Here is a 24,540-nt window from a genome sequence, read left to right as displayed (position 1 = left end):
CGTGATTAAACGCGTCATCGTTAACGTTCTTCGCGAGCAAGTTCGCTCCTACAGTTTTTGAGGTGCTCCAGGAACCGCAATGACCCAAGTCGACTTCTACATATTGCCCAGCGCCGACCCGCTCGCGCGCCTGGACTTTGCCTGCAAGCTCACCGAAAAAGCCTGGCGCATGGGCCACCGCATCTACCTGCATTGCAGCGATGCCGCCCAACGCGACGAGCTGGATGCCCGCCTGTGGCGCTTCAAGGGCGAAAGCTTCGTGCCCCACGGCCCTGCCGAATCCGAACCTGATGGCATTGTGGTTCTTGGGTTGGGCGACAGCTGCGGCAATCACCAGGACCTGCTGGTCAACCTGGACCTGAAAGTCCCGCCGTTCGCCAAGGCCTTCGCCCGCGTGGCAGAGGTGGTGGTGGAAGACCCGGCTATTCGTCAGGCCGCGCGGGAGAGTTTCCGCTTCTATCGCGAACAGGGCTATCCTCTGCAAGATCACCGGCTACAACGACTTTGAGCACACGATGGACACTCCCAACCCGCTGAAAAAAGATGACCACCTGCTGGACGACCTCGAGTCGATCCGCCAGTTGCTGGGTGATGATGATTTGCAACCGCCGCTGTTGACCGAGTCGGTCGAGAGCGAGGTACAGATTCCGCTGCTGTTCGACATGGTCGGCGCCAAGCCCGCCGCTCCAGAACCCGTGACTGCAGAACCCGCGCCAGTCGAAAAAGGCCCCGACGCGCTGCTGCTGCACCTGGACAACGAACTGCGCGCCGCTGCGCAATTGATCATGCAGGACGTGATCGACGACTTTGCCCCGCATATCGAGACCGAGATCAAGCGTCGCCTGGATGCGCGGATGGAGCGGTTGCTCAGCCAGTATCAATCCTGACCCTTGCATGACTCCCCTGTGGGAGGGGGCAAGCCCCCTCCCGCATTTGCTCCCCCAGCATTACAAGCCTGTCTTCACCTCGCCCTACGCCCTATCCCCCGTTATACTTGCCGGCTTTCCTGAATAAATGCCAACTAGGGTCCCGCCGCGCATGGATAAGACCTACCAGCCGCACGCTATCGAAACTTCCTGGTACAACACCTGGGAATCCGAGAATTATTTCGCCCCGCAAGGCGCGGGCGATTCCTACACCATCATGATTCCGCCACCGAACGTCACTGGCAGCCTGCACATGGGCCATGGCTTCAACAATGCGATCATGGATGCGTTGATCCGTTTCCGCCGCATGCAGGGCCGCAACACCCTGTGGCAGCCAGGTACCGACCACGCCGGTATCGCCACCCAAATGCTGGTAGAACGCCAACTCGAAGCCACCGGCCAGAGCCGCCACGACCTGGGCCGCGAGAAATTCCTGGAGAAAATCTGGGAATGGAAAGACCAGTCCGGCGGCAACATCAGCCGTCAGATCCGTCGCCTAGGCTCGTCCGTCGATTGGAGCCGCGAACGCTTCACCATGGACGACGGCCTGTCGGAAGCTGTGAAAGAAGCTTTCGTGCGCCTGCATGAAGACGGCCTGATCTACCGCGGCAAGCGCCTGGTCAACTGGGACACCAAGTTGCACACGGCGATTTCCGACCTCGAAGTGGAAAACCACGACGAAAAAGGCTTCCTGTGGAACCTCAAGTACCCGCTGGCCGACGGCGCCAAGACCGCTGAAGGCAACGACTACCTGATCGTCGCCACCACCCGTCCGGAAACCATGCTCGGCGACGCCGCCGTCGCGGTCAACCCGAATGACGAACGCTACCAGGCACTGATCGGCAAGTTCGTCGAGCTGCCGCTGGTGGGCCGCCGCATCCCGATCATCGCGGACGATTACTGCGACCCTGAATTCGGCACCGGCTGCGTGAAAATCACCCCGGCCCACGATTTCAACGACTACGAAGTCGGCAAGCGCCACAACCTGCCGCTGCTGAACATCTTCGACAAAAACGCCGCCGTACTGCCGGCCTGCCAGGTGTTCAACCTGGACGGTACGCTGAACGACAGCATCGACGGCAAGATCCCGGCCGAATACGCCGGCCTCGACCGTTTCGAAGCGCGCAAGCAGATCGTCGCCGCCTTTGACGCCGCCGGCTTGCTGGTGAGCGTTGACGACCACGGCCTGAAAGTGCCGAAGGGCGACCGCTCCGGCACGGTGATCGAGCCGTGGCTGACCGACCAGTGGTACGTGTCCACCAAGCCGTTGGCAGAACCCGCCATCGCCGCCGTGGAAGATGGGCGCATCCAGTTTGTGCCGAAACAGTACGAGAACATGTACTTCTCGTGGATGCGCGACATCCAGGATTGGTGCATCAGCCGTCAACTGTGGTGGGGCCACCGCATTCCGGCCTGGTACGACGAGTCGGGCAAGGTCTATGTAGGCCGCGACGAAGCCGAAGTGCGCGCCAAGCACAACCTCGGTGCCGACGTAGCGCTGCAACAGGACAACGACGTACTGGACACCTGGTTCAGCTCGGGCCTGTGGACCTTCTCCACCCTGGGCTGGCCGCAGCAGACCGAATTCCTGAAGAAATTCCACTCCACCGACGTGCTGGTCACCGGTTTCGACATCATTTTCTTCTGGGTTGCCCGGATGATCATGCTGACCATGCACCTGGTGAAGAACGAGGACGGCACGCCGCAGGTTCCGTTCAAGACCGTGTACGTACACGGCCTGGTGCGTGATGGCCAGGGCCAGAAGATGTCCAAGTCCAAGGGCAACGTCCTGGACCCGCTGGACATCATCGACGGCATCGACCTGGAAACCCTGGTGCAGAAACGCACCTCGGGCCTGATGCAGCCGAAGCTCGCGAAAAAGATCGAGAAGCAGACCCGCGACGAGTTCGCCGACGGCATCGCCAGCTACGGCACCGACGCCCTGCGCTTCACGTTCTGCTCGCTGGCATCCACCGGTCGCGACATCAAGTTCGACATGGGCCGCGTCGAAGGCTATCGCAACTTCTGCAACAAGATCTGGAACGCCGCGCGCTACGTGCTGGACAAAGGCGAAGATTGCGGCCAGAACGGCGAAGCCTACGAGCTGAGCCTGGCGGATCGCTGGATCATCTCGCAGTTGCAGCGCACCGAAGCCGAAGTGACCCGCCAGCTCGACCAGTTCCGTTTCGACCTGGCCGCACAGGCCTTGTACGAGTTCATCTGGAACCAGTATTGCGACTGGTACCTGGAACTGTCCAAGCCCGTGCTGTGGGACGAAAACGCACCGATCGAGCGCCAGCGCGGCACCCGTCGCACGCTGGTGCGCGTATTGGAAGTGGCGCTGCGCCTGGCGCACCCGTTCATGCCGTTCATCACCGAAGAAATCTGGCAGCGCCTGGCGCCGCTGGCCGGTATCGAAGGCAAGACCATCATGCTGCAACCTTGGCCAGTGGCCAACGAAGCACGCATCGATGAGGCGGCCGAAAGCGATATCGAATGGCTCAAGACCCTGATGCTCGGCACGCGCAACATCCGCGCCGAGATGAACATCGGGCCGGGCAAGCCGTTGGCCGTGTTTGTGAAGAACGCCAGTGCCGAAGACCAGCGTCGTCTCACTGAGAACGATGCGTTGCTCAAGAAGCTGGCAAAGCTGGAGTCGATCACTGTATTGGCGGACGGCGCCGAAGCCCCTCTTTCCGCCACCGCACTGGTGGGCGATATGGAAGTGTTGGTGCCGATGGCCGGCCTGATCGACAAGGGCGCCGAACTGGCCCGTCTCGACAAAGAGATTGCGCGTCTGCAAGGCGAAGTGCAGCGCGTGGGCGGCAAGCTGTCCAACGCGGCGTTCGTCGACAAGGCGCCAGCCGAAGTGATCGAGAAAGAGCGCGCCAAGTTGGCCGAGGCTGAACAGGCCTTGGGCAAACTGGCGGAGCAACATGCACGGATTTCCAGCCTGTAACCTGGAACCTGTGTGAAAAAAGAGACCTTCGGGTCTCTTTTTTTTGCCCGACATTCCCCGGTGCCAGGCTGGCAAGACAGTCAATGTGGCAGGGGGCTTGTCCCCGACAGCAGTGTGTCAGCAACCTACAAATTGGCTGATACACCGCCATCGGGGGCAAGCCCCCTCCCACAGTTGACCGAGTTGCCTCCAAGATGTGTGACAATACCCGCCACATTGAGCCAACCCCAGAATCATCATGACCACCCCGAGCACGCCCAAGCCTCCCCGCAAGAAGCCTAAAACCGCCGCCACGGCCAAGCCCGTCGTGCCGCGCAAGGAGGCCACCCTGCACCCTCGCAACCGCCACACAGGCCGTTACGACTTCCCGGCACTGATCAAGACCACGCCGGAACTGGCGAAGTACGTGATCATCAACCCCTATGGCAAAGAGAGCATCGACTTCGCCAGCCCGGATGCGGTGCGGGTGTTCAACCGGGCGCTGCTCAAATCGTTCTATGGCATCCAGCATTGGGACATCCCGGCTGACTACCTGTGCCCACCGGTACCGGGGCGTGCAGACTACGTGCACTTCCTCGCCGACCTGCTGGCCAGCAACAACGACGGCAAGATCCCGCGTGGCTCGATCGTCAAGGTGCTGGACATCGGCATGGGCGCCAACTGCGTCTATCCGCTGATTGGCTACATGGAGTACCGCTGGAACTTCCTGGGTTCGGAAGTCGACCCTATCGCCGTGGCCGCCGCCAAGGCTATTGTGCAGTCCAACGACCTGAGCAAGGTGATTCAACTTCGCCAGCAAACCAACCCCAAGCAGATCCTGCTGGGCCTGCTGGAGCCGGGCGAGCGTTTTGACCTGACCATGTGCAACCCGCCGTTCCATGCGTCCATGGATGAAGCCACCAAGGGCAGCGAGCGTAAATGGCGTGCCTTGGGCAAGGCTGATCCGAAACGCAAATTGCCGGTCCTGAATTTCGGTGGCCAGTCTGCTGAGCTGTGGTGTGAAGGCGGTGAGGCGCGTTTTGTCACGCAGTTGATCGCCGAGAGCGCGCACTTTGCCCACAAGGTGTTGTGGTTCAGCACCCTGGTGTCAAAAGCGTCGAACCTGCCTGTAATCGAGACGGCCCTGAGAAAGGCTGGCGTGTTGGAAAGCCAGGTGGTGGAAATGTCCCAGGGGCAGAAACAGAGCCGCTTCGTGGCCTGGACCTTCCAGACCAAGAACGAACAGCAGATCTGGCGCCAGCGCTGGGTGCGCGACTAATACAGGCCCGCTTCACTGTAGGAGCGAGCTTGCTCGCGAAAAACGCAAGGACACCGCGGGAAACCAGGCAGCCCACGTAATCGTTGACGATTTTCGCGGGCAAGCCCGCTCCTACAAATCGCAGGCAACAAAAAACCGTGCCCGGATCACTCCGGCGCACGGTTTTTTTTGCTGCGTCTTACTTGTTAACAGCGTCGGTCAGGCCTTTGGCCACAACCAGCTTGATAACTTTCTTGGCAGCGATTTCGATGGCAGCGCCAGTCGAAGGGTTACGGCCAGTACGGGCAGGACGCTCGGTCACTTTCAGTTTGCCAACGCCTGGCAGAGTGATTTCGCCGCCGTTTTCCAGCTGATCAGCAACCACTTGGCTCAGTTGGTCCAGCAGGGCGCGCACGGTAGTTTTCGGTGCGTCTACTGCTTCAGCCAGGTCAGCGATCAGTTGGTCTTTAGTAATAGCCATTGTGGTGTTCCTTCCCTATCAAATTCATATGGATTGCAGAGTGCAGTGTCAGCCATCGAGCCCGACCGTCAAGGCCTGGCACCCCCGACCATAACCACGAAGTTCGGGGTTATAGATACTTGAAACGGGGATTGGTTCGACCTGACAGATGCTGAATGCACGCTTAACGCCGAGACTTGGCGCAAGACGGGGCAAAACTAGCACAGAGACGGGGAAATATCCGCCTCTACCTACCCATTTGGTCAGCTTTATCGCTCTAAACCGTGAAAAAAAGGAATATGGGCCGTCGGACCACCACCAAAACGCCCTTCGGCGCGTGTCTTGGCCAATGGGTGCGGTACACTGGGCGACTTTTCGGGGAGGCCGACCGCTCCCCTTCAACCAGCCGAGAAGCCCATGCCGATCCGTCATTGCATCGTCCACCTGATCGACAAAAAACCCGACGGCACACCCGCAGTTCTGCACGCCCGCGATTCGGAGCTGTCCGAATCGGCAGCCATCGAGAACATGCTTGCCGACCTCAACGAGAGCTACAACGCCAAACAAGGCAAGGCCTGGGGGTTTTTCCATGCCGAATCCGGCGCGCACCCGTTCAGCGGCTGGTTGAAGGAGTATTTCGACGGTGGCCAGGATTTCACCACCTTCAGTCGCACAGCGGTGGAGCACCTGCAAAAGCTGATGGAAGAGTCCAACCTCTCCACCGGCGGCCACGTGCTGTTTGCCCATTACCAGCAAGGCATGACCGACTACCTCGCCATCGCCCTGCTGCACCACAGTGAAGGCGTGGCCGTCACCGACGAGCTGGACGTGACACCGTCGCGCCACCTGGACCTGGGCCAGTTGCACCTGGCGGCGCGCATCAACGTCTCCGAGTGGCAGAACAACAAGCAGTCCAAGCAGTACATCTCGTTTATCAAGGGCAAGAACGGCAAGAAAGTCTCGGAGTACTTCCGCGACTTCATCGGTTGTCAGGAAGGCGTCGACGGCCCGGGCGAAACCCGCACCCTGCTCAAGGCGTTCAGTGACTTCGTCGAAAGCGAAGACCTGCCGGACGAATCCGCCCGCGAGAAAACCAAGACCCTGGTGGACTATGCCAGCAGCCAAGCCAAGCTCGGCGAGCCGATGGGCCTGGAAGAACTCTCGGGCTTGATCGATGAAGATCGGCCTAAAGCGTTCTATGACCACATCCGTAACAAGGATTACGGCCTGTCGCCGGAGATTCCTGCGGATAAGCGCACCCTCAACCAGTTCCGCCGCTTCACCGGACGCGCTGAAGGTTTGTCCATCAGCTTTGAAGCGCACCTGCTGGGCGACAAGATCGAATACGACGAAGCCGCCGGCACCTTGATCATCAAGGGCCTGCCGACCCAACTGACCGACCAGCTCAAGCGCCGTAACTGATGCTCGGCGGGGTGCTCAAGAAAGTCCTGCTGGTGTTGCTGGTGGTGGTGGTCATTCAGAACTGGGGCAAGATCGAGCGGGTGTTCAACCCGTCGCAGGTGGCGCCTGAGCAAGTGCGTGCTTCAGCACGCGTGACGCTCTATGCCACCGAGTGGTGCGGCTACTGCAAGCAGATCCGCCGCTTCCTCGACCAGAAGGGCATTCCCTACCAGGCGTTCGATATCGAGAAGGACGCCCAGGCCCGCAAGGCGTATGAGGCGCTGGGCGGCGGCGGGATCCCTTTCGTGGATGTAAACGGCACGTTGATCCGCGACTACAGCCCCGAGAAGATCATGGCCGCGCTGGAGTAATCAGCGCACCACGATCACTCGGCCCAGCAGGCTGTGCTGCTCGAACCCCAACACCGCCTGCAACGCCTTCAATACCGCCTGCGGGTCTTTGCTCGGAAAGCTGCCGCTGACGCGCCGGGCACCCAGCTGTTCGTTGAGCAGCAGGATGCGCCCGGGGTAGTAGCGCTGCAGATCCTTGACCACGTCCGCCAGCGGCGCCTTGTAGTAATTGAGCCAACCCTCGCGCCAGGCCAGCCGTGATTCGCTGTCCACGGCGTGCAGGGGCTCGGCGACGCCATCGGCGTAGGCCACTTGCTGGCCGGCCGCAAGAATTTGCTGTTGGCCCTGCTTGGCCGGCGTCACCCCAACCCGCCCCGACAACACGGTCACCTCGGCACCGGCCGGTTGCAGGCGCACTTCGAACTGGGTGCCGAGCACGCGTGCTTCACCGCTCCCCGCCTCGACCACAAAGGATTGACCGGTGTGGGTCACCTGGAAAAACCCTGCGCCACGGCGCAACTGGATATGCCGTTCGCCATGGCTGAAGTCCACGTCGATCGCGCTGTCCGCATCCAGCGTGACTTGGGACTGGTCGGCCAGGGTGAAGGTCTTCACTTCCCCCGGCGCCGTCACATAGTCGGCGCCGAAATCGTCGACCCAGCGCGACGGCTGCCAGCCTGCGCCCATGGACACCATCAGCAGCAGGCACGCGGCCATGGCCAGCGCACCAGACCAGCGCAGTACCCGCGTGCGCCGGGAGGTGGTCATCGCGTTGAGGTACCCCTGCAAGGCGAAGGCGTCTTCGTCTGCCAGTTTTCGCGCTGGCCCGTCACTCAATTCCCACAACACCTGAGCCTGAGAATAGGCTTCGGCATGGGCGGGGTCGGCACGCAACCACTGGCTGAACGTGGCCTGGTCGCCGCTGCTGGGTTGGTCGTGCAGCAGGCTCAGCCAGGCCAGTGCGGCGTGTTCCTGGTCGGGCGTTGGGATGGGGTTCACGGTGCTTTCCCTGGCGTGCGTGGCGATGAGGGTTCGCGAAGGCTGGCCTTGCAGGCTTCGAGGGCCCGCATCATATGTTTTTCCACGGCGCTTTGGGACAGGCCCATGGCCTTGGCGATTTCGGCGTATTTGCGGCCGTGGATGCGGTTGAGCAGGAAAATCTGCCGGGTGCGCTCCGGCAGGCTGCGCAAGGCGGCTTCAACGTGGCGCAAGTCGTTGCCGGCCTCCAGCGCGGCCTGGGGTTCGGAGCTTTGGTTGTGCTGCAGCTCGGGCAGCCAACTTTCACTGCTGCGTGCCCGCGCGCCTTCGCTGCGCAGATGGTCGATGGCGATGTTGCCGGCGCAGCGCAACAGGTAAGTGCTGAGCTCCTCGACCTGCACCAGAGGCCGGCGCCAGAAACGCAGGAACAAATCCTGCACCAGATCGGCCGCCGTCGCACGGCAACCGACGCGACGACTCACCAGCGCTTCCATCTGCGAACGCTGGGAGAGGAACACCTGCAGGAAATGCGCACGCCCACCCGCCCCATCAACGTGCGGGCGGTCCTGGGACTCGGGTGGGGTGCTGATCATCGGCGCTGGGCTCAGAGGGTGGCGAAGGCCGCAACAGGGCTGGCCAACAGGCCGACACCGGCCAGGATCAAGGCCAGCCTTGGCCGATACGGCAACAACAGCACCAGCAGCAATGCGCTGAGCATCAGCACGGCGCACCACTCCACCAGGCCCTGGCTCCAACCGGCGACGGTCACGGCAGGCCATATCGACACGATCAGCAACAGCCACCCCGCCCCACGCAACGCCAGGCGACGTTGGGGCGAAGGTTTGCTGCGCAGCAGTTCACCGTGATGGCGGTCGGTGGACAGGCACAGTGCGGTAAACCCGGCGTAGCACATCAGCAGTGCAAGCAGCATTCAGTTCGACTCCTGCTTGAGGGTCAGTGGCCGTGCACGCTCGGCCTTGGGTTGGGGCGCGCTGCGATGCTGCATTTTCCAGGCGGCCCAGCCAAGGAACAGGCCACTGGCCAGGCAGGTCAGGTCAAAGCCGGCCATGGCCCAGTCGCCCCTCGCCAGGGACGTACCCAAAGGGTACGGCGTCGTCAGCGCATTCAGCAGCGGGATTGCAGCAAACAACACCGCGCCCAGGCCCAATTGCTCGACCCAGCCCTGGCGGCCGCGACGCAACATCGCGTGCAACAGGCTCAGGCCCCAGGCGATGAAGAAGGTTTGGACTTCCCAGCCCGAACGTTCGGCGAAGCTCACCGGTAGCAGGCGATTGGTCCAGAAGAACGCGGCGATGGCGATCACCAGCCCGGACATGCTGGCGATGTTCAGCACTTCCACCAGGCGCAATTCAAACGGCATCACGCCGGTCCTGGCATGCTTGAGCTGGCGCTTGCCGAGCCAGATCACCAGCCCGGTGCCGATCATCGCCGTGCCTGCCAGGCCGCAGATAAAGTACAGCCAGCGCAGCACCGGGCCGGCGAAATGGCCCATGTGCAGGCCATAGAAACTGCCGCCGATCATCGCCGGCAACGATTGCCCGCCGCTGACCCGCAACAGCTCGCCGGTGTTGCCGTTGAACGACACGGTACTGCTGAAGTCATGCGCCACGCGGTCGGAGCCGGTACGCGAGATGTTCACCGAGGCGTTCACGTCGCCAGGGTTATTGACCGCGATGCGCCCCACATGACCACCCGCCCATTGCGCCCGCGCCGCCTCGTACATCGGCAGTAAAGGCTGCAACTGGCCGGGCTGGCCCAGGGCCGGCGCGTTGTTGGTGGCCGGGAATACCTCGTTGAAGAACGCGCGGGCGTCGTTGTTGTAGGAGGCCAGGATCGGCGCCGGCATCACCATGCTCATGAAGATCACCAGGCTGCTGTAGGTGATCATCAGGTGGAACGGCAGCACCAGCACACCGACCGCGTTATGCCCGTCGAGCCAGGAGCGCTGGCCCTTGCGCGGGCGGAAGGTAAAGAAGTCCTTGAAGATTTTCTTGTGGGTGATGATGCCGGTGATCAGCGCGACGAACATCACCATGGCCGCGATGGTGGACAACCAGCGGCCCCAGGGATGAGGCATCTGCAACTGGAAGTGGAAGCGGTAGAAGAATTCGCCCCCCATGCTTTCACGGGCCTCGACGGCTTCGCCGCTGACCGGGTCGAGGGTTTTCTGGATGAAATTGCCGCGCCGGGTGGGGTCTACCTTGTCTTGCCACATGACCGAGAGGCCGGGATCGCGACTGTCCGGCAAGGTGATGAACCAGCGCGCAGCAGTGGGCGCGACCTGTTGCAGGTAGGCTTGGGCGACGTTCAGGCTGCGGGCGTCATCCACGGGATGGGCCTGCACTTCGGGCTGCATCCAGTGGCTGATTTCATCCTTGAAATACGCCAGGGTACCGGTCAGAAAAATCGCAAACAGCAGCCAGCCGAAGATCAACCCGGCCCAGGTGTGCAACCAGGCCATGGCCTGGCGAAATCCCTCTTTCATGTCCGTGTCATCCAGAAACCCACACCCGCCAAGGTCGCAAACAGTGCACTGGGCAGCATCACGCCGAACCACGCGCGGGCGGCGCTGCGGCAGGCGAAACACCAGAGCACGGCCAGTAAATAGAATACGAAAGAACTCATCATGCCCGTAATGACGGCATCGGCACGGGACGTGGGCATCCACAGCGCCAGGCAAATCGCCGCCAGGGAAGCCATCAGGTAGCCCCCTAACACGGCAGCCAGCACACGCGAGGTGACACCGAGACGGTAGGAGAGCGGCAGCGAGGGTTTGCTTTTCATGCGGAAGGCGCCAGGTTCGTCAGCACGCAATATTAATGATAAATATTCTCATAAGCAAAACAGAACCGATAAAACAGCCCTCCTGGCGGATTGCCGAAGCCCGCCCCGCACCCTACAATGCGAATAATTCCTGTTCTCTAAAGCATGCCGATGCTTGCGGAGTGATTGCGTTGCCGCCATCCAACAACGTCGAAGTTCTGTACACCGACCACCATCGCTGGCTCACCGGCTGGTTGCGTCGCAAACTCGGCTGCCCGGAAAGCGCCGCCGACCTGGCGCAAGACACCTTTATCCGCGTACTGACGGCACGGGAAACCCCGACGCTGGTGGAGCCGCGCGCCTTCCTGACCACCGTGGCCAAGCGCGTGCTGTTCAACTTCTACCGCCGCCAGGACCTGGAACGCGCCTACCTCGATGCCCTGGCGCACATGCCCGAACACATCGCGCCGTCCGAAGAAGACCGCGCAATCATCATGCAAACCCTGGTGGAATTGGACCAACTGCTCGACGGCCTGCCGGTACAGGTCAAGCGCGCGTTCCTGCTGGCCCAGCTCGATGGCCTGACCTACGCGCAGATCGGCGCTGAGCTGGGCATCTCCATCGCCACCGTCAAACGCCACCTGACCAAGGCGGCCATGCGCTGCTATTTTGCCCTATGAATTTCTCGACCCAAGTCGCCGAACAAGCCGTGCAATGGCTGATGGAAATGCAGCAAGGCGGGCTCAACCCGCGCCAACAGGCAGCCTGGCAGCAATGGCTGAATGCCCACAGTGAGCACCAGCGCGCCTGGGACCATATGCAACGCGTCAACCAGCGCTTGCGCGGCATGCCCTCCCCCCTGGCCCACGCGGCGCTGAACGCACCAACCTCCAGCAGCCGTCGCCAGGCCCTCAAGCTGCTGCTGATTCTCGGCGCCGGCACGGCCGCGGCCTGGAGCCTGCGCCAGCACCATATCCTGCCGCCGCTGAGCGCCGACTACCGCAGCCCGGTCGGGCAACGGCGCACCGTGCGATTGGCCGATGGCAGCCAGTTGCAACTCAACACCGGCAGTGCGGTGGATGTGCAGTTCGACGGCCAGCAGCGCCTGGTGCGCCTGCTCGAAGGCGAGATTCTGCTGACCGCCGCCGCTGGCGCGAGCCCTTTGCGGGTACTTACCGGCCAAGGCCTGCTCACCAGCCACGCGGCGCGCTTCAACGTGCGCCAGTTCAATGACCACACCCAGCTGGCAGTCCTCGACGGCCAGGTCGAGGTGATGCCCAACACCTACAGCGGGCTGCCATTGACGGTCGAGACGGCGCGTCAGGTCAATTTCACCCGCAAGGGCTGGGACACCCCGCGCGCCACAGACGCCAACAGCGGCGCCTGGGCCGACGGCATGCTGGTGGCGGCCCACATGCGCCTGGAAGATTTCCTCGGCGAACTCGGGCGCTATCGCCGGGGCCAGGTCAATTGCGATGCGCAGGTGGCCAACCTGCTGATCTCCGGCAGCTACCCGCTGGACGACAACGAGCGCATTCTCGACCTGTTGGAAGTCAGTCTGCCGGTCAAAGTGCGGCGTTTTACCCGCTACTGGGTGACCGTCCAGGCACGCGCCTGAAAAAAACTGAATAACCGCTGAGCCGTTTTCCGCACCTCGCGTGACAGAGAAGGAAAGCCACCTTGATCCTTCCTTCTCAGGACCGCCCTTCATGCACCAGCCTCCGACGCTTCTTGCACGTACCTTGCGCCAACTCCTACTCGGCGCCAGCCTGAGCCTGACCGTGCTGCCGTCGGTCATGGCCGCCGATGCCAAGCCCTATCACATTGCTGCAGCTTCGCTGGAGGCGGCGCTGAACCAGTTCGGTCGCGAAGCCGGCGTGCTGATTTCCTTTGGCTCCGACGTCACGGCTGGCCTGCAAAGCCAGGGCTTGAACGGCAACTACAGCCCAGCCGAAGGCCTGCAAAAACTGCTGGAGGGCACTGGCCTGCAAGCCCGTGCCGAAGGCGAAAATGCGTACAGCCTGCAACCGGCCAACGCGCCGGCCACCCTTGAGCTGGGCACTTCCAGCGTGGTCGGTGACTGGCTCGGCGATGCAGCGCAGGCCAACGTATTCGAACACCCCGGCGCCCGCGACGTGATCCGCCGCGAAGACTTCGAACGCCAGGGCGCCACCCAGGCCCGCGATGTGCTAAACCGCATCCCCGGCGTCAACGCTCCGGAAAACAACGGCACCGGCAGTCACGACATGGCGCTGAACTTCGGCATTCGCGGGCTCAACCCACGCCTGGCGTCGCGCTCCACGGTGCTGATGGACGGTATCCCGGTGCCCTTTGCGCCCTACGGCCAGCCGCAACTGTCGTTTGCGCCCATCAGCATGGGCAACATGGATGCCGTGGACGTGGTGCGCGGCGGCGGCGCGGTGCGTTACGGCCCACAGAACGTCGGCGGCGTGGTCAACTTCGTGACCCGCGCGATCCCGGATGCGCCAACCGTCAAAGGCGGCTTCCAGACCGAAACCAGCCCCTCCTCCAGCCATGATGGCTTCAAGACCAGCGCCAACCTGCTGGCCGGCGGTACGGCCGACAATGGCCTGGGCGGCGCGATCCTGTACTCCGGCACCCGTGGCGGCGACTGGCGCGAAAACAGCAACACGCGCATCGACGACCTGATCCTCAAGGGCAACTACCAACTCGACGAGGCCAACAGCTTCAACGCCATGGCGCAGTACTACGAAGGCCAGGCGGATATGCCGGGGGGCTTGAACGTCGCGGACTACAAGGCTGACCCGTATCAATCCACCCGCCCGTATGACAAGTTCTGGGGCCGCCGTACAATGTTCAACGCCGGCTACCGCTACCAGGAAGACCGCCGCGAATTCACCGTGAACACGTTTTTCACCACCACCTTGCGCAACGGCTACCTGGACCAGACGCGGTTCTTGTCGCTGTCCCCCCGCGAATACTGGGTGCGCGGCCTGGAAACCCGTTTCGCCCAGGGCTTCGACCTGGGTGCTACCAGCCACGAAGTCGGCGTGGGTTACCGCTATATCAACGAAGCCGGCCACGAACTGCGCTACACCACGCCGGTTTCCGCCAACCAGCAACTCCCCACCACCCACAGCAAGAACGACCGCGACACCCGTGGCAGCACCGAAGCCAACGCGTTTTTCATCGATGACCGGATTGATATCGGCAAATGGACCCTCACGCCGGGCGTGCGCTACGAGATGATCAAGTCCGAGCAGACCGACTCCATCAACAACCTCAACTACAAAGGTGACTACCACACCGCCCTGCCGGCGCTGAACGTGCTTTACCACCTCACCGACAGCTGGAATCTGTACGCGAACACCGAAGGCTCGTTCGGCAGCGTGCAGTACAGCCAGATGGCCAAGCGCGTGCCCAACGGCCAGGTCAAACCGGAAAAGGCCCGCACCTGGGAAATCGGCACCCGTTACGACGACGGTACCTTGCGTGCGGAAATAGGCGCGTTTTTGATCAACTTCGACAACCAGTATGAAAGCAACCAGACCGACGACTCGGTGATCGCCCGTGGCGAAACCCGCCACCAGGGTATCGAGACCAGCGTCAACTACGCACTCGACGGTTTGAGCCCGGCGCTGGCCGGCTTCGATGTGTATGCCTCCTACGCGTATGTCGATGCCACCATCCGGGAAGACGGCCCGAACAAGGGCAACCGCGTGCCGTTCTCGTCCAAGCACAAAGGCACCGTGGGGGTGGGCTACACCGAAGGCCCGTGGAAGTTGAACCTGGACAGCAGCTTCCAAAGCAGCCAGTTCGCCGACAACGCCAATACGGCGCAGGAAAGTGCCGACGGCAGTACCGGACGCATTCCTGGCTACATGTTGTTCAGCAGCCGCGCGGCGTATGACTTCGGCCCACAACTGTCGGATTTGAATGTTGCAGTGGGTGTAAAGAACATCTTTAACACGCAGTACTACACCCGCTCCTTTGACGACAACAACAAGGGCAAGTACGTCGGCGAGCCGCGGACTGTCTATGTGCAAACATCGATTGCTTTCTGAATCGGCATAAACGAAAACGGGCCTGCACGTGCAGGCCCGTTTTTAGTGGGAAGTGAAAAAACTGTCAGCTGTTGAAAACAGCACGTTCTTTTTCCAGAAACTCTTGCTCAAGCTCATCTTCATTGACTTTGGTCGCCGACAGCGTCTTGCCGGCAGCGCGTGGCTTGCCTTGCAGTTTGCCAAACAGATGCTCCAACGCATGCTCCAGCTTGGTCGCCGCACCGTCGATCGCCTGTTCCAGGGTATCGGCCTTGTGCAGGACGGAAAGCGGTTGATGGCCTTTTGGGCGCGCCTCCAGACGGCAGCTTAAATCGTGGGGACCGGGCTTGTCGCCGTTCTCATCCCGCAGGTAGACCTCCACTCGGGTCAGGTCTTCTTCGTAACGGTCGAGCGTGCTCTCAATGGTAGTTTTTACCCACTCCTCCAGTCGGATGCTGCTTTCAATATGGTTATCGCTATTGACTTGGATTTGCATAGTTCTTCCCTTATTTCAGCTAGCTCGCGAGAGGTCACAACTGCAACACCGGTGTGGTGAAACCATGACCTCTTAACTACACAATTGAGCAGTCAGAGAAACAATTCAACCCCTTTGAAAAGATAAATCCTACATTACAAATTAAGTCTGACTACGAGCAAAAACACTGTTAGGGTGGGGAGTTACTTTCATCTTCTTATGGCCAATAGGCCTCACAATTGCCCCTCTGCCAACGGGTGCAATCCGCGAAAAATCCCCGCTTCTTCCACCAGCCAGTCGTGCACTGCCCGCACGCCCGGATGGCTCAGCGCGCCTGGCGCATAGAGGAGCACATAGCGTTTGTGATTGGGCACGGCGAGGCCGAACGGCACGATCAGGGTGCCGCGCTCCAGTTCATCATTGAGCAAGGTGCGCCGCGCAATGGCGACGCCCATGCCGGCGATGGCGGCTTCGATGGTCAGGTGATTGCGGTTGAAGGTATGGCCACGGCGGACGTCGGCGTGGTGATAGCCGATGGCATTCAGGTAAAACTCCCACTCGGCATACTCATAACTCCCACGCCAGGCGGTAATGTCGTGCAGCAGCGGGAAGTGCACCAGGTCGGCCGGGCCATGCAACGGCGGACGACCACGCAGCAGGCCGGGGGCGCACACCGGGAAAATCTGTTCATCCAGCAAGGCTGTGGATAACAGCCCGGGGTAACTGCCGTCGTTGAGGTCGATGGCGAGGTCGAAGTCACCTTCGTGCAGCGCGATGCTGCTGTCCTCGGCGACCATGCGCAACTGGATATCCGGAAAACGTTGCTGCAGACGCGGCAGCCGTGGGGTCAGCCATTTGCCCAGGAACGACGGGATCGAACGCAGGCGCAAAGTGCCGCTGATCATGCCCGCATCCAACCGCTGCAACTCGGCATCGATGCTGCCGTAGGCCTCCCCCACCGTTGCCGCCAGTCGCTGCCCCTCAGCACTCAGCTCCACCCCGCGTGCGCGTCGGTGAAACAGGCGAAACCCCAAGCGTTCCTCGAGTTGACGAATCTGCTGGCTCACTGCCCCCGGGGTGATGTGCAGTTCTTCGGCGCAACGGGTAAACGACAAATGGCGCGCCGCGCAGGAAAAAACGTGCAACCAGACATAAGTCTGGCCATGAAGGGGCCGGGTCATAGGGTTTAGTCCTGCTAAAGGGTGTCTTAGGATAATTCGTTGGTCAGTGCCGATCCAGAGGCTCAGTATCGCGCCAATTGCGCTCGTCCTACAAAACATGGCAGCGATTCCTACTCCATTGCTTGTAAGGGTTTAGCATGGCTATCAGTGTTTTTGATCTATTCAAGGTGGGCATTGGTCCTTCCAGCTCCCACACCGTCGGCCCCATGCGGGCGGCGGCGACCTTCGCCCAAGGGCTGATTGACCAACGACTGCTGACCGGCACCCGCCGCGTTGAAGTGCGCTTGTACGGCTCGCTCTCCGCGACCGGCGTGGGCCATGCCACCGACCGCGCCTGCGTGATGGGCTTGATGGGCGAGTGGCCGGACCAGGTCGACCCCACCTCGATCAATCCACGCATCCAGCGACTGCGCGAGTCCGGCCAGTTGCTGCTCGCCGGCCAGCAGGAAATTGCCTTCAATTGGCACACCGACCTCCTGCTGCTGGACGAGAGCTTGCCCTACCACCCCAACGCCATGTCCCTGCACGCCTACGGCGACGACGGGCTGTTGACTGAACAAACCTATTACTCGGTGGGCGGCGGTTTCATCATCGAAGCGGCGGAGGCCGAATCGGGGATTGCGCCCACCAGCGACGTGGCATTGCCCTACGACTTTTCCAGCGCCGTCGAACTGCTGGCCCTGTGCAACAAGCACGGCCTGCGGGTTTCGCAATTGATGATGGCCAACGAGCGTGCATGGCGCAGCGACGCGGAAATCCGCAGCGGCCTGCTGCATATCTGGTCAGTGATGCGCGAGTGCGTGGAACAAGGCCTGCGCGATGAAGGCATCTTGCCTGGCGGCCTGGACGTGCCCCGTCGTGCAGCGAAATTGCACCGTAGCCTGCTGGAAATCGGCAAACCCAACGTCATCACCTCGACCTTGTCGGCGATGGAATGGGTCAACCTGTTCGCCCTGGCCGTCAACGAAGAGAATGCGGCCGGCGGGCGCATGGTCACCGCGCCGACCAATGGCGCTGCAGGGATCATTCCTGCGGTGCTGCATTACTACATGAAGTTCAATCCAGACGCGTCTGACGACGACGTAGTCAATTTCTTCCTGGCCGCTGCCGCCGTCGGCATTTTGTGCAAGAAAAACGCTTCCATCTCCGGTGCGGAAGTCGGCTGCCAGGGTGAGGTCGGTTCTGCCTGCGCCATGGCCGCCGCCGGGCTGGCGGATGTACTCGGCGCCACCCCGGAGCAACTGGAAAACGCCGCTGAAATCGGCCTGGAACACAACCTCGGCCTTACCTGCGACCCGGTGGGCGGCCTGGTGCAAGTGCCCTGCATCGAGCGCAACGCCATCGCCGCGGTCAAGGCGATCAACGCCACGCAAATGGCCCTGCGCGGTGACGGCAAGCACTTCATTTCCCTCGACCGGGTGATCCGCACCATGCGCGACACCGGTGCCGACATGCATGACAAATACAAAGAAACTTCACGGGGCGGCCTGGCGGTCAGCTGGGTGGAGTGCTGATCGGAGCACTGCTTCCCGCCCCAAACGTGAGCCCGCGCAAAAATAATAACGAGGCAATACCGATGACCGATGTACGTACACCTGCTGCTGAAAATCCTGCTGCTACAGCAACAACCGTGACCACCGGCTGGACCCAACACGACACCACTTGGATGCTGGGCCTCTACGGCACCGCCATCGGTGCCGGCACCTTGTTTCTGCCGATCAACGCCGGCGTCGGTGGCTTCTGGCCGCTGATCGTGCTGGCGCTGTTGGCCTTCCCGATGACCTTCTTCGCTCACCGTGGGCTGACGCGCTTTGTGCTGTCAGGCAAATCCGGCGACATCACCGAAGTGGTGGAAGAACATTTCGGCGTCGGCGCAGGCAAACTGATCACCCTGCTGTACTTCTTTGCGATTTTCCCGATCCTGCTGGTTTATAGCGTCGCGCTGACCAACACCCTCGGCAGCTTCATGGAACACCAACTGCACATCGCCCCGCCGCCCCGGGCGATCCTGTCGCTGGTGCTGATCCTCGGCCTGATGGCCATCGTGCGGTGTGGCCAGGGCGTGATCGTCAAGGCCATGAGCGTGCTGGTCTACCCGTTCGTCGCCGCGTTGCTGTTGCTGGCGTTCAGCCTGATCCCCAACTGGAACGGCGCGTTCTTCGCCTCTGCCGGTGATGGCATGCCCTTGCCGCTGTTCTTCAAGACGCTGTGGCTGGCGATTCCGGTGATGGTGTTTTCCTTCAACCACTCGCCGATCATCTCCGCGTTCGCCGTCGACCAGAAACGCGTATACGGCCCGCTGGCCGAGCGCAAAAGCAGCGGTATTCTCGCCACCGCCCACGGCATGATGGTGCTGACCGTGATGTTCTTCTGCTTCAGCTGCGTACTGGCCCTCTCACCGGCGGACCTGGCCGCCGCCAAGGCGCAGAACATTTCGATCCTGTCGTACCTGGCCAACCACTTCCAGACCCCGGTGATCGCCTACGCCGCGCCGCTGATCGCGCTGGTGGCCATTACCAAATCCTTCCTCGGCCACTACATCGGCGCCAGCGAAGGCTTCCAGGGTTTGATCGTCAAATCGCTGCGCGGACGCAACCGCTCGATGCCGGCCAAATGGCTGGAACGCAGCACCGCACTGTTCATGGTACTGACCTGCTGGGCCGTGGCCACCTTCAACCCAAGCATCCTGGGCATGATCGAGACCCTGGGCGGGCCGATCATCGCGTGCCTGCTGTTCCTGATGCCGATGTATGCGATCCGCCGCGTGCCAGCGCTGCGCCAGTACTCGGGCCAGGTGTCCAACGTGTTTGTGGTGGTGATCGGGCTGATTGCGCTGTCTGCGATCGTTTTTTCGGTACTGCCCTGAAATAGCCCACCGCTCACATGCACAGCAAAATCAAATGTGGGAGGGGGCTTGCCCCCGATGAAGGTGCATCAGCCAATGAATACTCGGCTGACACACTGCCATCGGGGGCAAGCCCCCTCCCACATTCAAACCCCACTGCCTGGTAGATCGCTGTACGGCACGGCCCTTGCTGTACACCTTCTGAGGGATACGGACCGGTGGTCAGGCAATGCGAACTAATCCCGACACCGGTCGTCAATGACTGCATGTTCTTATCAGGCGGTACGCACCATGGACAATCCTTTTCAGATCATCACGGACACCTTCACCCCGGAATACCGCGTGAACCTGAGCATTCAGCGTTTGGATGGGAGCATCATGCTCACCCTCTCCAACGAGGCCGGCGTGGTCGCCAAGCGCATGATCAGCGCCGAGCAACGCAACGACCCTCAGCGGCTCAAACGCCTGGTGCAAAGCATTCAGTTCGGTATCGCGATTGAACAGGGCCACAGCGCCATGGAGATCCTGGCGGTGATGACCGACGGCGATCACAAGGTGTTGCAGCGCCCACCTGCGCAGGCGCTGCCGTTCAGCGTCGGGCTTTAAAGCTCGCCCTTCTCGGTTTCCACGCTCGCCTCGCCTTTGCGACGCGGGCTTTCGACCTTCACCGAAGGGAACGCCGACGAGGCGTAGCGCACCACCAGGATCGCGAACGCCAACAGCAGAATCCCACCGCACAGGTAGATGATGCCGACGTCTGGCGGGTTGTGGTGGGACACGTTGGAGATCAGCAGGCGCGTCAGCGCGGTGATAGCCACGTAGATCAGGAAGCGCACGGGCATGTGGTTGGTCTTGACTGAATCCAAACCCATACAAATTTCTCGTACAAGCTCCAATTTGGCCTTTTCGAAGCCCTCAATATCTAGCCTTGGATCAGATAGCTATGCCATCATTGAGACATCACATGGATGGAAGGGAGGCCGCTCGATGTTCACTGTCATCGATATCAAAAATTTCAAAGCTTTTTCTGAATGGCAATCTTTGTCGCTTGCTCCTATAACGTTGATTTATGGGCCTAACTCTTCAGGAAAAAGCTCTATTATTCATTCGATTATGCTTCTTAAGCAGTCGTTGACCAGACCAAGTACACAAGGTGGATTGGTTTCAAACGGTGAGTATGTAGACCTAGGCGACTACTCATCTATGGTAAACGGGCATGATATATCAAAAGAAATAAGCTTCCGAGTTTCATACACGCCATCCAAAAACAAAAATAATCAAGACGGACGCTCAAACGCATTCGGCAACAGCCACCTACGCAGCTATGAATTATTTTATGCATACTCCGGAACAGGCAACAACAGCACATATGAAGGATTTTCTTATTTAAAAAGAATAGACATAACTTTAACCAATGCAAAAAAAGCTCCAATTCTTTTTACCGCATTCGGCTCCTACTTGCGGGAAGGCAATAAAGACTCACTATCCAAAAGGCTTTCTTCCGCGAAGAAATTCTCCTTACTTACAGAAGATTCTCTCGCCGACTATATTGATCGGAGAACAAGAGATTGGGATAAGCAATCAATTTCTGACATAAAGAAAGTTCTGCAGAAAACCGAGTTCCAGACAGACCTAAACTTTTCGACTCCTTGCATGGCAGTTACCGATATTAAGCCTAGCTCAGGGCTTCCGATGACTACCGGTATAATTGTAAACTACGCAATGGGTGAAACAGCAAGCGACCTAAAAGAAAAACTCGCAAGCGTGACCTACCTTGGACCTCTGCGTAGCCACCCCAGTCGCTTCTATGCCCCAAAAGGAGACCAGAATGAATCTGTTGGAAAACTGGGCGAGAATGTAGCTCGATTCATATATGAACAGTCACCTGAAATCACCAAAAAAATCAACTACTGGTTCGAATTATTTGAAATCCCATATGAACTATCCGCACGAAGCATAGGTGACAATATAACCGGGACTGTCATCTGCCTTCAACTTAGAGACATTCGCTCAGGCGTGGTAGTTGGCCCATCAGATGTGGGATTTGGCATTGGACAGATGCTGCCTATCATCGTGGAAGGAATTGTCCGTGAAGACAGCGTCATTTGTGTTGAACAGCCAGAAATTCATCTTCACCCTCGTCTACAAGCACACTTGGCGGACTTCATAATTGAGACCTCCAAGAAAAATCAATGGATAATAGAAACCCACAGTGAATCATTACTACTCAGACTTCAAACTAGGGTTTATCAAGGACTAAGCAAAGATAAAGTCAGCATAAATTACGTTGAGCCAACAAAAAATGGCGGAGAAATATTAAGTATTCCACTAGACGATGAAGGAGACTTCTGCAGAGAATTTCCTGATGGATTTTTTGAAGAACGTATAAGAGAAAAAAGGACTAGGAGATAAGAATGATTACCGAATTCGCTTTCGACACGCATTTCTTTGACTCTAAAAGTCTAAACACAGCAGGACAAAGTGCGGCTCACGACTCCATTCTTCAGATGTGGCGAGATCACGGGGTTTTAGTATCAAATTCAGATAAATTTGATGAGTTTTTAGAGCTAATTAAAAAACTTCCTATAAAATATCAGCAACGCTGGAAAGAAGCTCTTGAATACTATCGCACATCAATAGTCGAAAATGATTGGCAAAACTTTAGCGACTACGAAAACTTCTCCAAACTTAAGAGTTTATGCTCGATCTTCAAAACTGCTTTGGCAGATGATGAAATAAGCAAAATCTTATCTGAAAATGAAGACTCCACTATACGTTGCAGCATCACCGGCTTTGAACTTCTCGGTGCAGGAGCCGTTAGTGAGTCGATAAATTTCCAATCTTGTCGCACAGCCGGACGCACCGAAATTCCTTTTGGTAGCACAGCTCAAGCTATCTGGTCATCAAAAATTCTTCCTCTAACTAAATACTCTAAAAATATAAGCATAATTGACAGGTATTTATATACTCGCATTCGTGATGGCCTAACACGAGGGTCTACGGCATCAGGTGCTCTAGGTTTTTTAAGAATGCTCTCTGATAGCGGAAAAAAATTCAATGTCACCATAATTTCTGGCGGCGAAGAAAAGAATAGCGACGCTTACCACGAAATAATTAACTACTTCAATGTAAACGTAGCAGAGTGCCCACCTATTGCAAAGACCCTGAATAGCCTGACACTAATATCTAACCACGATACTTTCTTCAGGGATTATGCACATGAACGTTTCATTCGCTTCGATTCGCACGTCTGTGAGATAGGTGTAGGAATGCAAATATTTGAAAACCATCCTTCGCCGATGACCAGTTTTTCTCTAAAACATAGCTCTGAGACACTTTTCCAAGAAAGGGAAAAGCTGAGCTCAAAGAATATTTTATGGCGTGAATTTATAATTTAATACTTCTTTTCTGCCGCTACTCGGCGGGTGCCTTAAAAGTAACTTAAGGCATCCGCCTGCCAAGTAATAATTTCACCCTTTACTACAACTTCCTTATGAGTCCCGTGATAGCAGAAAAACAATCGCCCCTGCTTATAAACTTAAACCTCCCTCCCACTTGACTCTACAGATTTTGTTGAGGGATATTTAAAGGATGCAAACCTAACAACCAAAATCGAAAACGCAAGCAGTAGGATCCCGCCACAAACATACAACAGACCTGCATCAGGATCTTTATGGTGCGACACATCACCAATCAACAATCTAGTCAAAGCAGTAATAGCGACATAAAGAAGAAATCTGATTGGCATGTGATTTGTTTTAAAATAAATTCCTACCATCGCCCCTAGTTCTAGATAAATGAATAGCAAGAGAATGTCATCAACACTCACACTGCCTTCGCTTAGCATCCTGATAAAAGTGACAACGGCAGCGTAGGCGGTAATAGCTCCAATGCCAAACAAAGCTAGATAGTGGAAGGCCTCGACACACAAATTCCCCAGCGAATCAGCAGAGCAATGAAGGTTTTTACGTAGCTTGTCAGCCCAATTCAAGTTATCCATTCTCTACTACTCCAATCAGATACAACACGAAGACGAGAAACGCAAAGTACAAAATTAAGCTGTGAGAAGCCCGACTTGACCAATTTTTGAATTGATTTCGGGTGTTAGTATCGTGTGGTTGGTCTTGAAGTAAATCCCGACCATCGCGCCCAGTTCCAGGTAGATGAACAGCAGCAAGATGTCATCGATCTTAATATGCCCGTTTTCCAGCATGCCCAGAAATTCCATCACCGCCGCCCACGCCGTCACCGCCCCAATGGCGAACAGCGCCAGGTAGTGGAACGACTCGACAAACAGGTTGCCCAGCGACTCGGCCAGTTCATGCACGTTCTGGCGCAGCCTTTCGGCCCAGTTGATTTTCACGATGATGCTTCCTTAGGTCGGCTCGACCGGATAATGCGGGTTGGACGTGACGGTTGTTCTGCATGCAGAAAAAAGGCCAGGGCTTGGGTGTGAGATGGTGGCCGGGTGACATGAGGCACTCCAGGCCGGCATTTTCCGACTACATTAAAAAACTGCTACCCAAACCCCTCGGTTTGGCTTACCCTTTTCTCTGTATATAAATACAGTAGTCGCAAAAGACAACTATCGTGAAGGCATGTGAGGTGGTGAATGGCCGTCGAAGTGGTATACCGCAGCAGCCGAGATCTGGAGCGTTTGTTCATGGATAAAGCCGAAGCTGACCGTCATGACAAAATGCTCGAACTCGCTGAGTTGCTGGCAGAAGTGTTGCAAAAAGCCGTGCCGTCCCTGAGCGAGCAGCAGGTTGAAGAGGCCGGGATCTATATGGCGAAAAATCGCGATGTATTTGCCAAGGCGTTCAAGAGCCAACCGGACGCCCTGTCGGAGTTGCTGAGTGCTCCGGCGGAATAAGCCCGAATTGAACAGGCCCTGAATCGACACGATTCAGGGCCTTTTT

The 24,540-nt window shown here is 58.6% G+C and carries 24 protein-coding genes and 2 pseudogenes; 15 read left to right on the top strand and 11 right to left on the bottom strand.

Annotated elements, in window-relative coordinates; genetic code table 11:
- The first annotated feature begins 79 nt into the window (after window positions 1–79).
- The 4 genes from CQ041_RS01325 (at window position 80) to rlmF (ending at window position 5,143) form a co-directional block, all read left to right on the top strand.
- On the top strand, window positions 80–508 hold the full coding sequence (locus CQ041_RS01325; RefSeq protein ID WP_105520740.1) for a DNA polymerase III subunit chi: 429 nt from the start codon (window positions 80–82) through the stop codon (window positions 506–508).
- 7 nt (window positions 509–515) lie between these two features.
- Window positions 516–887, top strand: coding sequence for a DNA polymerase III subunit chi (locus CQ041_RS01320; RefSeq protein WP_105520741.1), 372 nt, complete (start codon window positions 516–518; stop codon window positions 885–887).
- Between the two features lie 151 nt (window positions 888–1,038).
- Entirely contained in the window at window positions 1,039–3,885 is a 2,847-nt protein-coding gene (locus tag CQ041_RS01315; RefSeq protein ID WP_105520742.1) for a valine--tRNA ligase, read from the top strand.
- 238 nt (window positions 3,886–4,123) lie between these two features.
- Window positions 4,124–5,143 carry a 23S rRNA (adenine(1618)-N(6))-methyltransferase RlmF gene (gene rlmF / locus CQ041_RS01310; RefSeq protein WP_105520743.1) on the top strand — a complete coding sequence of 340 codons (1,020 nt, stop codon included), beginning with the start codon at window positions 4,124–4,126 and terminating at the stop codon, window positions 5,141–5,143.
- 178 nt (window positions 5,144–5,321) lie between these two features.
- Here rlmF and CQ041_RS01305 read toward each other — a convergent pair whose 3' ends face one another.
- Window positions 5,322–5,603 carry an HU family DNA-binding protein gene (locus CQ041_RS01305; RefSeq protein ID WP_003188840.1) on the bottom strand — a complete coding sequence of 94 codons (282 nt, stop codon included), beginning with the start codon at window positions 5,601–5,603 and terminating at the stop codon, window positions 5,322–5,324.
- 396 nt (window positions 5,604–5,999) lie between these two features.
- Between CQ041_RS01305 and yejK the strand changes: the two genes are divergently transcribed.
- Window positions 6,000–7,004: a nucleoid-associated protein YejK gene (yejK, locus tag CQ041_RS01300; protein ID WP_003171997.1), complete on the top strand. Its 1,005-nt coding sequence runs from the start codon at window positions 6,000–6,002 to the stop codon at window positions 7,002–7,004.
- Window positions 7,004–7,354: a glutaredoxin family protein gene (locus CQ041_RS01295; RefSeq protein ID WP_105520744.1), complete on the top strand. Its 351-nt coding sequence runs from the start codon at window positions 7,004–7,006 to the stop codon at window positions 7,352–7,354. The genes yejK and CQ041_RS01295 overlap by 1 nt, the downstream gene beginning before the upstream one ends.
- Here CQ041_RS01295 and CQ041_RS01290 read toward each other — a convergent pair whose 3' ends face one another.
- Genes CQ041_RS01290 through CQ041_RS01270 form a run of 5 tightly spaced genes read right to left on the bottom strand, consistent with a single transcriptional unit; the run spans window position 7,355 to window position 11,116 of the window.
- Entirely contained in the window at window positions 7,355–8,332 is a 978-nt protein-coding gene (locus CQ041_RS01290) for a FecR family protein (protein WP_105520745.1), read from the bottom strand. It lies immediately after the preceding gene.
- A complete protein-coding gene (locus CQ041_RS01285) occupies window positions 8,329–8,904 on the bottom strand; it encodes an RNA polymerase sigma factor (RefSeq protein ID WP_105520746.1) in 576 nt (191 codons plus the stop codon). Before CQ041_RS01285 ends, CQ041_RS01290 begins: the two co-directional genes overlap by 4 nt.
- Window positions 8,905–8,915: 11 nt before the next feature.
- Window positions 8,916–9,242 carry a DUF3325 domain-containing protein gene (locus CQ041_RS01280; protein ID WP_105520747.1) on the bottom strand — a complete coding sequence of 109 codons (327 nt, stop codon included), beginning with the start codon at window positions 9,240–9,242 and terminating at the stop codon, window positions 8,916–8,918.
- Window positions 9,243–10,817: a PepSY domain-containing protein gene (locus CQ041_RS01275; protein ID WP_105520748.1), complete on the bottom strand. Its 1,575-nt coding sequence runs from the start codon at window positions 10,815–10,817 to the stop codon at window positions 9,243–9,245.
- A complete protein-coding gene (locus CQ041_RS01270; RefSeq protein ID WP_105520749.1) occupies window positions 10,814–11,116 on the bottom strand; it encodes a DUF3649 domain-containing protein in 303 nt (100 codons plus the stop codon). Before CQ041_RS01270 ends, CQ041_RS01275 begins: the two co-directional genes overlap by 4 nt.
- 170 nt (window positions 11,117–11,286) lie before the next feature.
- Between CQ041_RS01270 and CQ041_RS01265 the strand changes: the two genes are divergently transcribed.
- The 3 genes from CQ041_RS01265 (at window position 11,287) to fecA (ending at window position 15,141) form a co-directional block, all read left to right on the top strand.
- The gene (locus CQ041_RS01265; protein WP_105520968.1) at window positions 11,287–11,775 is read left to right on the top strand and encodes a sigma-70 family RNA polymerase sigma factor; all 489 of its coding nucleotides are present in this window, start codon (window positions 11,287–11,289) and stop codon (window positions 11,773–11,775) included.
- Window positions 11,772–12,713 (top strand): FecR domain-containing protein, encoded by a 942-nt coding sequence (locus tag CQ041_RS01260; protein ID WP_105520750.1) that lies wholly within the window; start codon window positions 11,772–11,774, stop codon window positions 12,711–12,713. The genes CQ041_RS01265 and CQ041_RS01260 overlap by 4 nt, the downstream gene beginning before the upstream one ends.
- Before the next feature lie 91 nt (window positions 12,714–12,804).
- The gene (fecA, locus tag CQ041_RS01255; protein WP_105520751.1) at window positions 12,805–15,141 is read left to right on the top strand and encodes a TonB-dependent Fe(3+) dicitrate receptor FecA; all 2,337 of its coding nucleotides are present in this window, start codon (window positions 12,805–12,807) and stop codon (window positions 15,139–15,141) included.
- Window positions 15,142–15,205: 64 nt separating this feature from the next.
- Here the strand turns inward: fecA and CQ041_RS01250 are convergent, their stop codons facing one another.
- Together CQ041_RS01250 and CQ041_RS01245 are read right to left on the bottom strand one after the other, a co-directional pair.
- Entirely contained in the window at window positions 15,206–15,616 is a 411-nt protein-coding gene (locus tag CQ041_RS01250; protein WP_105520752.1) for an HPF/RaiA family ribosome-associated protein, read from the bottom strand.
- 212 nt (window positions 15,617–15,828) lie between these two features.
- Window positions 15,829–16,776 carry a LysR substrate-binding domain-containing protein gene (locus CQ041_RS01245; protein WP_105520753.1) on the bottom strand — a complete coding sequence of 316 codons (948 nt, stop codon included), beginning with the start codon at window positions 16,774–16,776 and terminating at the stop codon, window positions 15,829–15,831.
- A 137-nt stretch (window positions 16,777–16,913) separates the two neighbouring features.
- Here CQ041_RS01245 and CQ041_RS01240 point away from each other — a divergent pair, with 137 nt between their 5' ends.
- From CQ041_RS01240 to CQ041_RS01230, 3 genes are all read left to right on the top strand, one after another.
- The gene (locus tag CQ041_RS01240) at window positions 16,914–18,290 is read left to right on the top strand and encodes an L-serine ammonia-lyase (protein WP_105520754.1); all 1,377 of its coding nucleotides are present in this window, start codon (window positions 16,914–16,916) and stop codon (window positions 18,288–18,290) included.
- A 62-nt stretch (window positions 18,291–18,352) separates the two neighbouring features.
- Window positions 18,353–19,642, top strand: coding sequence for a serine/threonine transporter (locus tag CQ041_RS01235; RefSeq protein ID WP_105520755.1), 1,290 nt, complete (start codon window positions 18,353–18,355; stop codon window positions 19,640–19,642).
- A gap of 270 nt (window positions 19,643–19,912) precedes the next feature.
- Window positions 19,913–20,227: a DUF3509 domain-containing protein gene (locus CQ041_RS01230; RefSeq protein WP_105520756.1), complete on the top strand. Its 315-nt coding sequence runs from the start codon at window positions 19,913–19,915 to the stop codon at window positions 20,225–20,227.
- Here CQ041_RS01230 and CQ041_RS01225 read toward each other — a convergent pair.
- Window positions 20,224–20,475 (bottom strand): annotated as a pseudogene (locus CQ041_RS01225) (phosphate-starvation-inducible PsiE family protein); the annotation flags it as partial. The gene CQ041_RS01230 and the pseudogene CQ041_RS01225 overlap by 4 nt on opposite strands.
- Before the next feature lie 133 nt (window positions 20,476–20,608).
- Here CQ041_RS01225 and CQ041_RS01220 point away from each other — a divergent pair.
- Window positions 20,609–22,033, top strand: a complete 1,425-nt coding sequence (locus CQ041_RS01220; RefSeq protein WP_105520758.1) for an AAA family ATPase — start codon at window positions 20,609–20,611, stop codon at window positions 22,031–22,033.
- A 2-nt stretch (window positions 22,034–22,035) separates the two neighbouring features.
- Window positions 22,036–23,019: a hypothetical protein gene (locus tag CQ041_RS26115; RefSeq protein WP_146116042.1), complete on the top strand. Its 984-nt coding sequence runs from the start codon at window positions 22,036–22,038 to the stop codon at window positions 23,017–23,019.
- Window positions 23,020–23,159: 140 nt separating this feature from the next.
- Here the strand turns inward: CQ041_RS26115 and CQ041_RS01215 are convergent, their stop codons facing one another.
- Both CQ041_RS01215 and CQ041_RS01210 read right to left on the bottom strand, forming a co-directional pair.
- Complete coding sequence (locus CQ041_RS01215) at window positions 23,160–23,621, bottom strand: phosphate-starvation-inducible protein PsiE (RefSeq protein WP_105520759.1); 462 nt, start codon at window positions 23,619–23,621, stop codon at window positions 23,160–23,162.
- 114 nt (window positions 23,622–23,735) lie between these two features.
- A pseudogene (locus CQ041_RS01210) lies at window positions 23,736–23,984 on the bottom strand (phosphate-starvation-inducible PsiE family protein); the annotation flags it as partial.
- 249 nt (window positions 23,985–24,233) lie between these two features.
- Between CQ041_RS01210 and CQ041_RS01205 the strand changes: the two are divergent.
- Window positions 24,234–24,494 carry a YebG family protein gene (locus tag CQ041_RS01205; protein ID WP_105520760.1) on the top strand — a complete coding sequence of 87 codons (261 nt, stop codon included), beginning with the start codon at window positions 24,234–24,236 and terminating at the stop codon, window positions 24,492–24,494.
- Window positions 24,495–24,540 lie beyond the last annotated feature (46 nt).

The organism is Pseudomonas sp. MYb60, assembly GCF_002979555.1.
Lineage (GTDB): Bacteria > Pseudomonadota > Gammaproteobacteria > Pseudomonadales > Pseudomonadaceae > Aquipseudomonas.
This window is presented reverse-complemented; position numbering and strand designations above follow the sequence as displayed.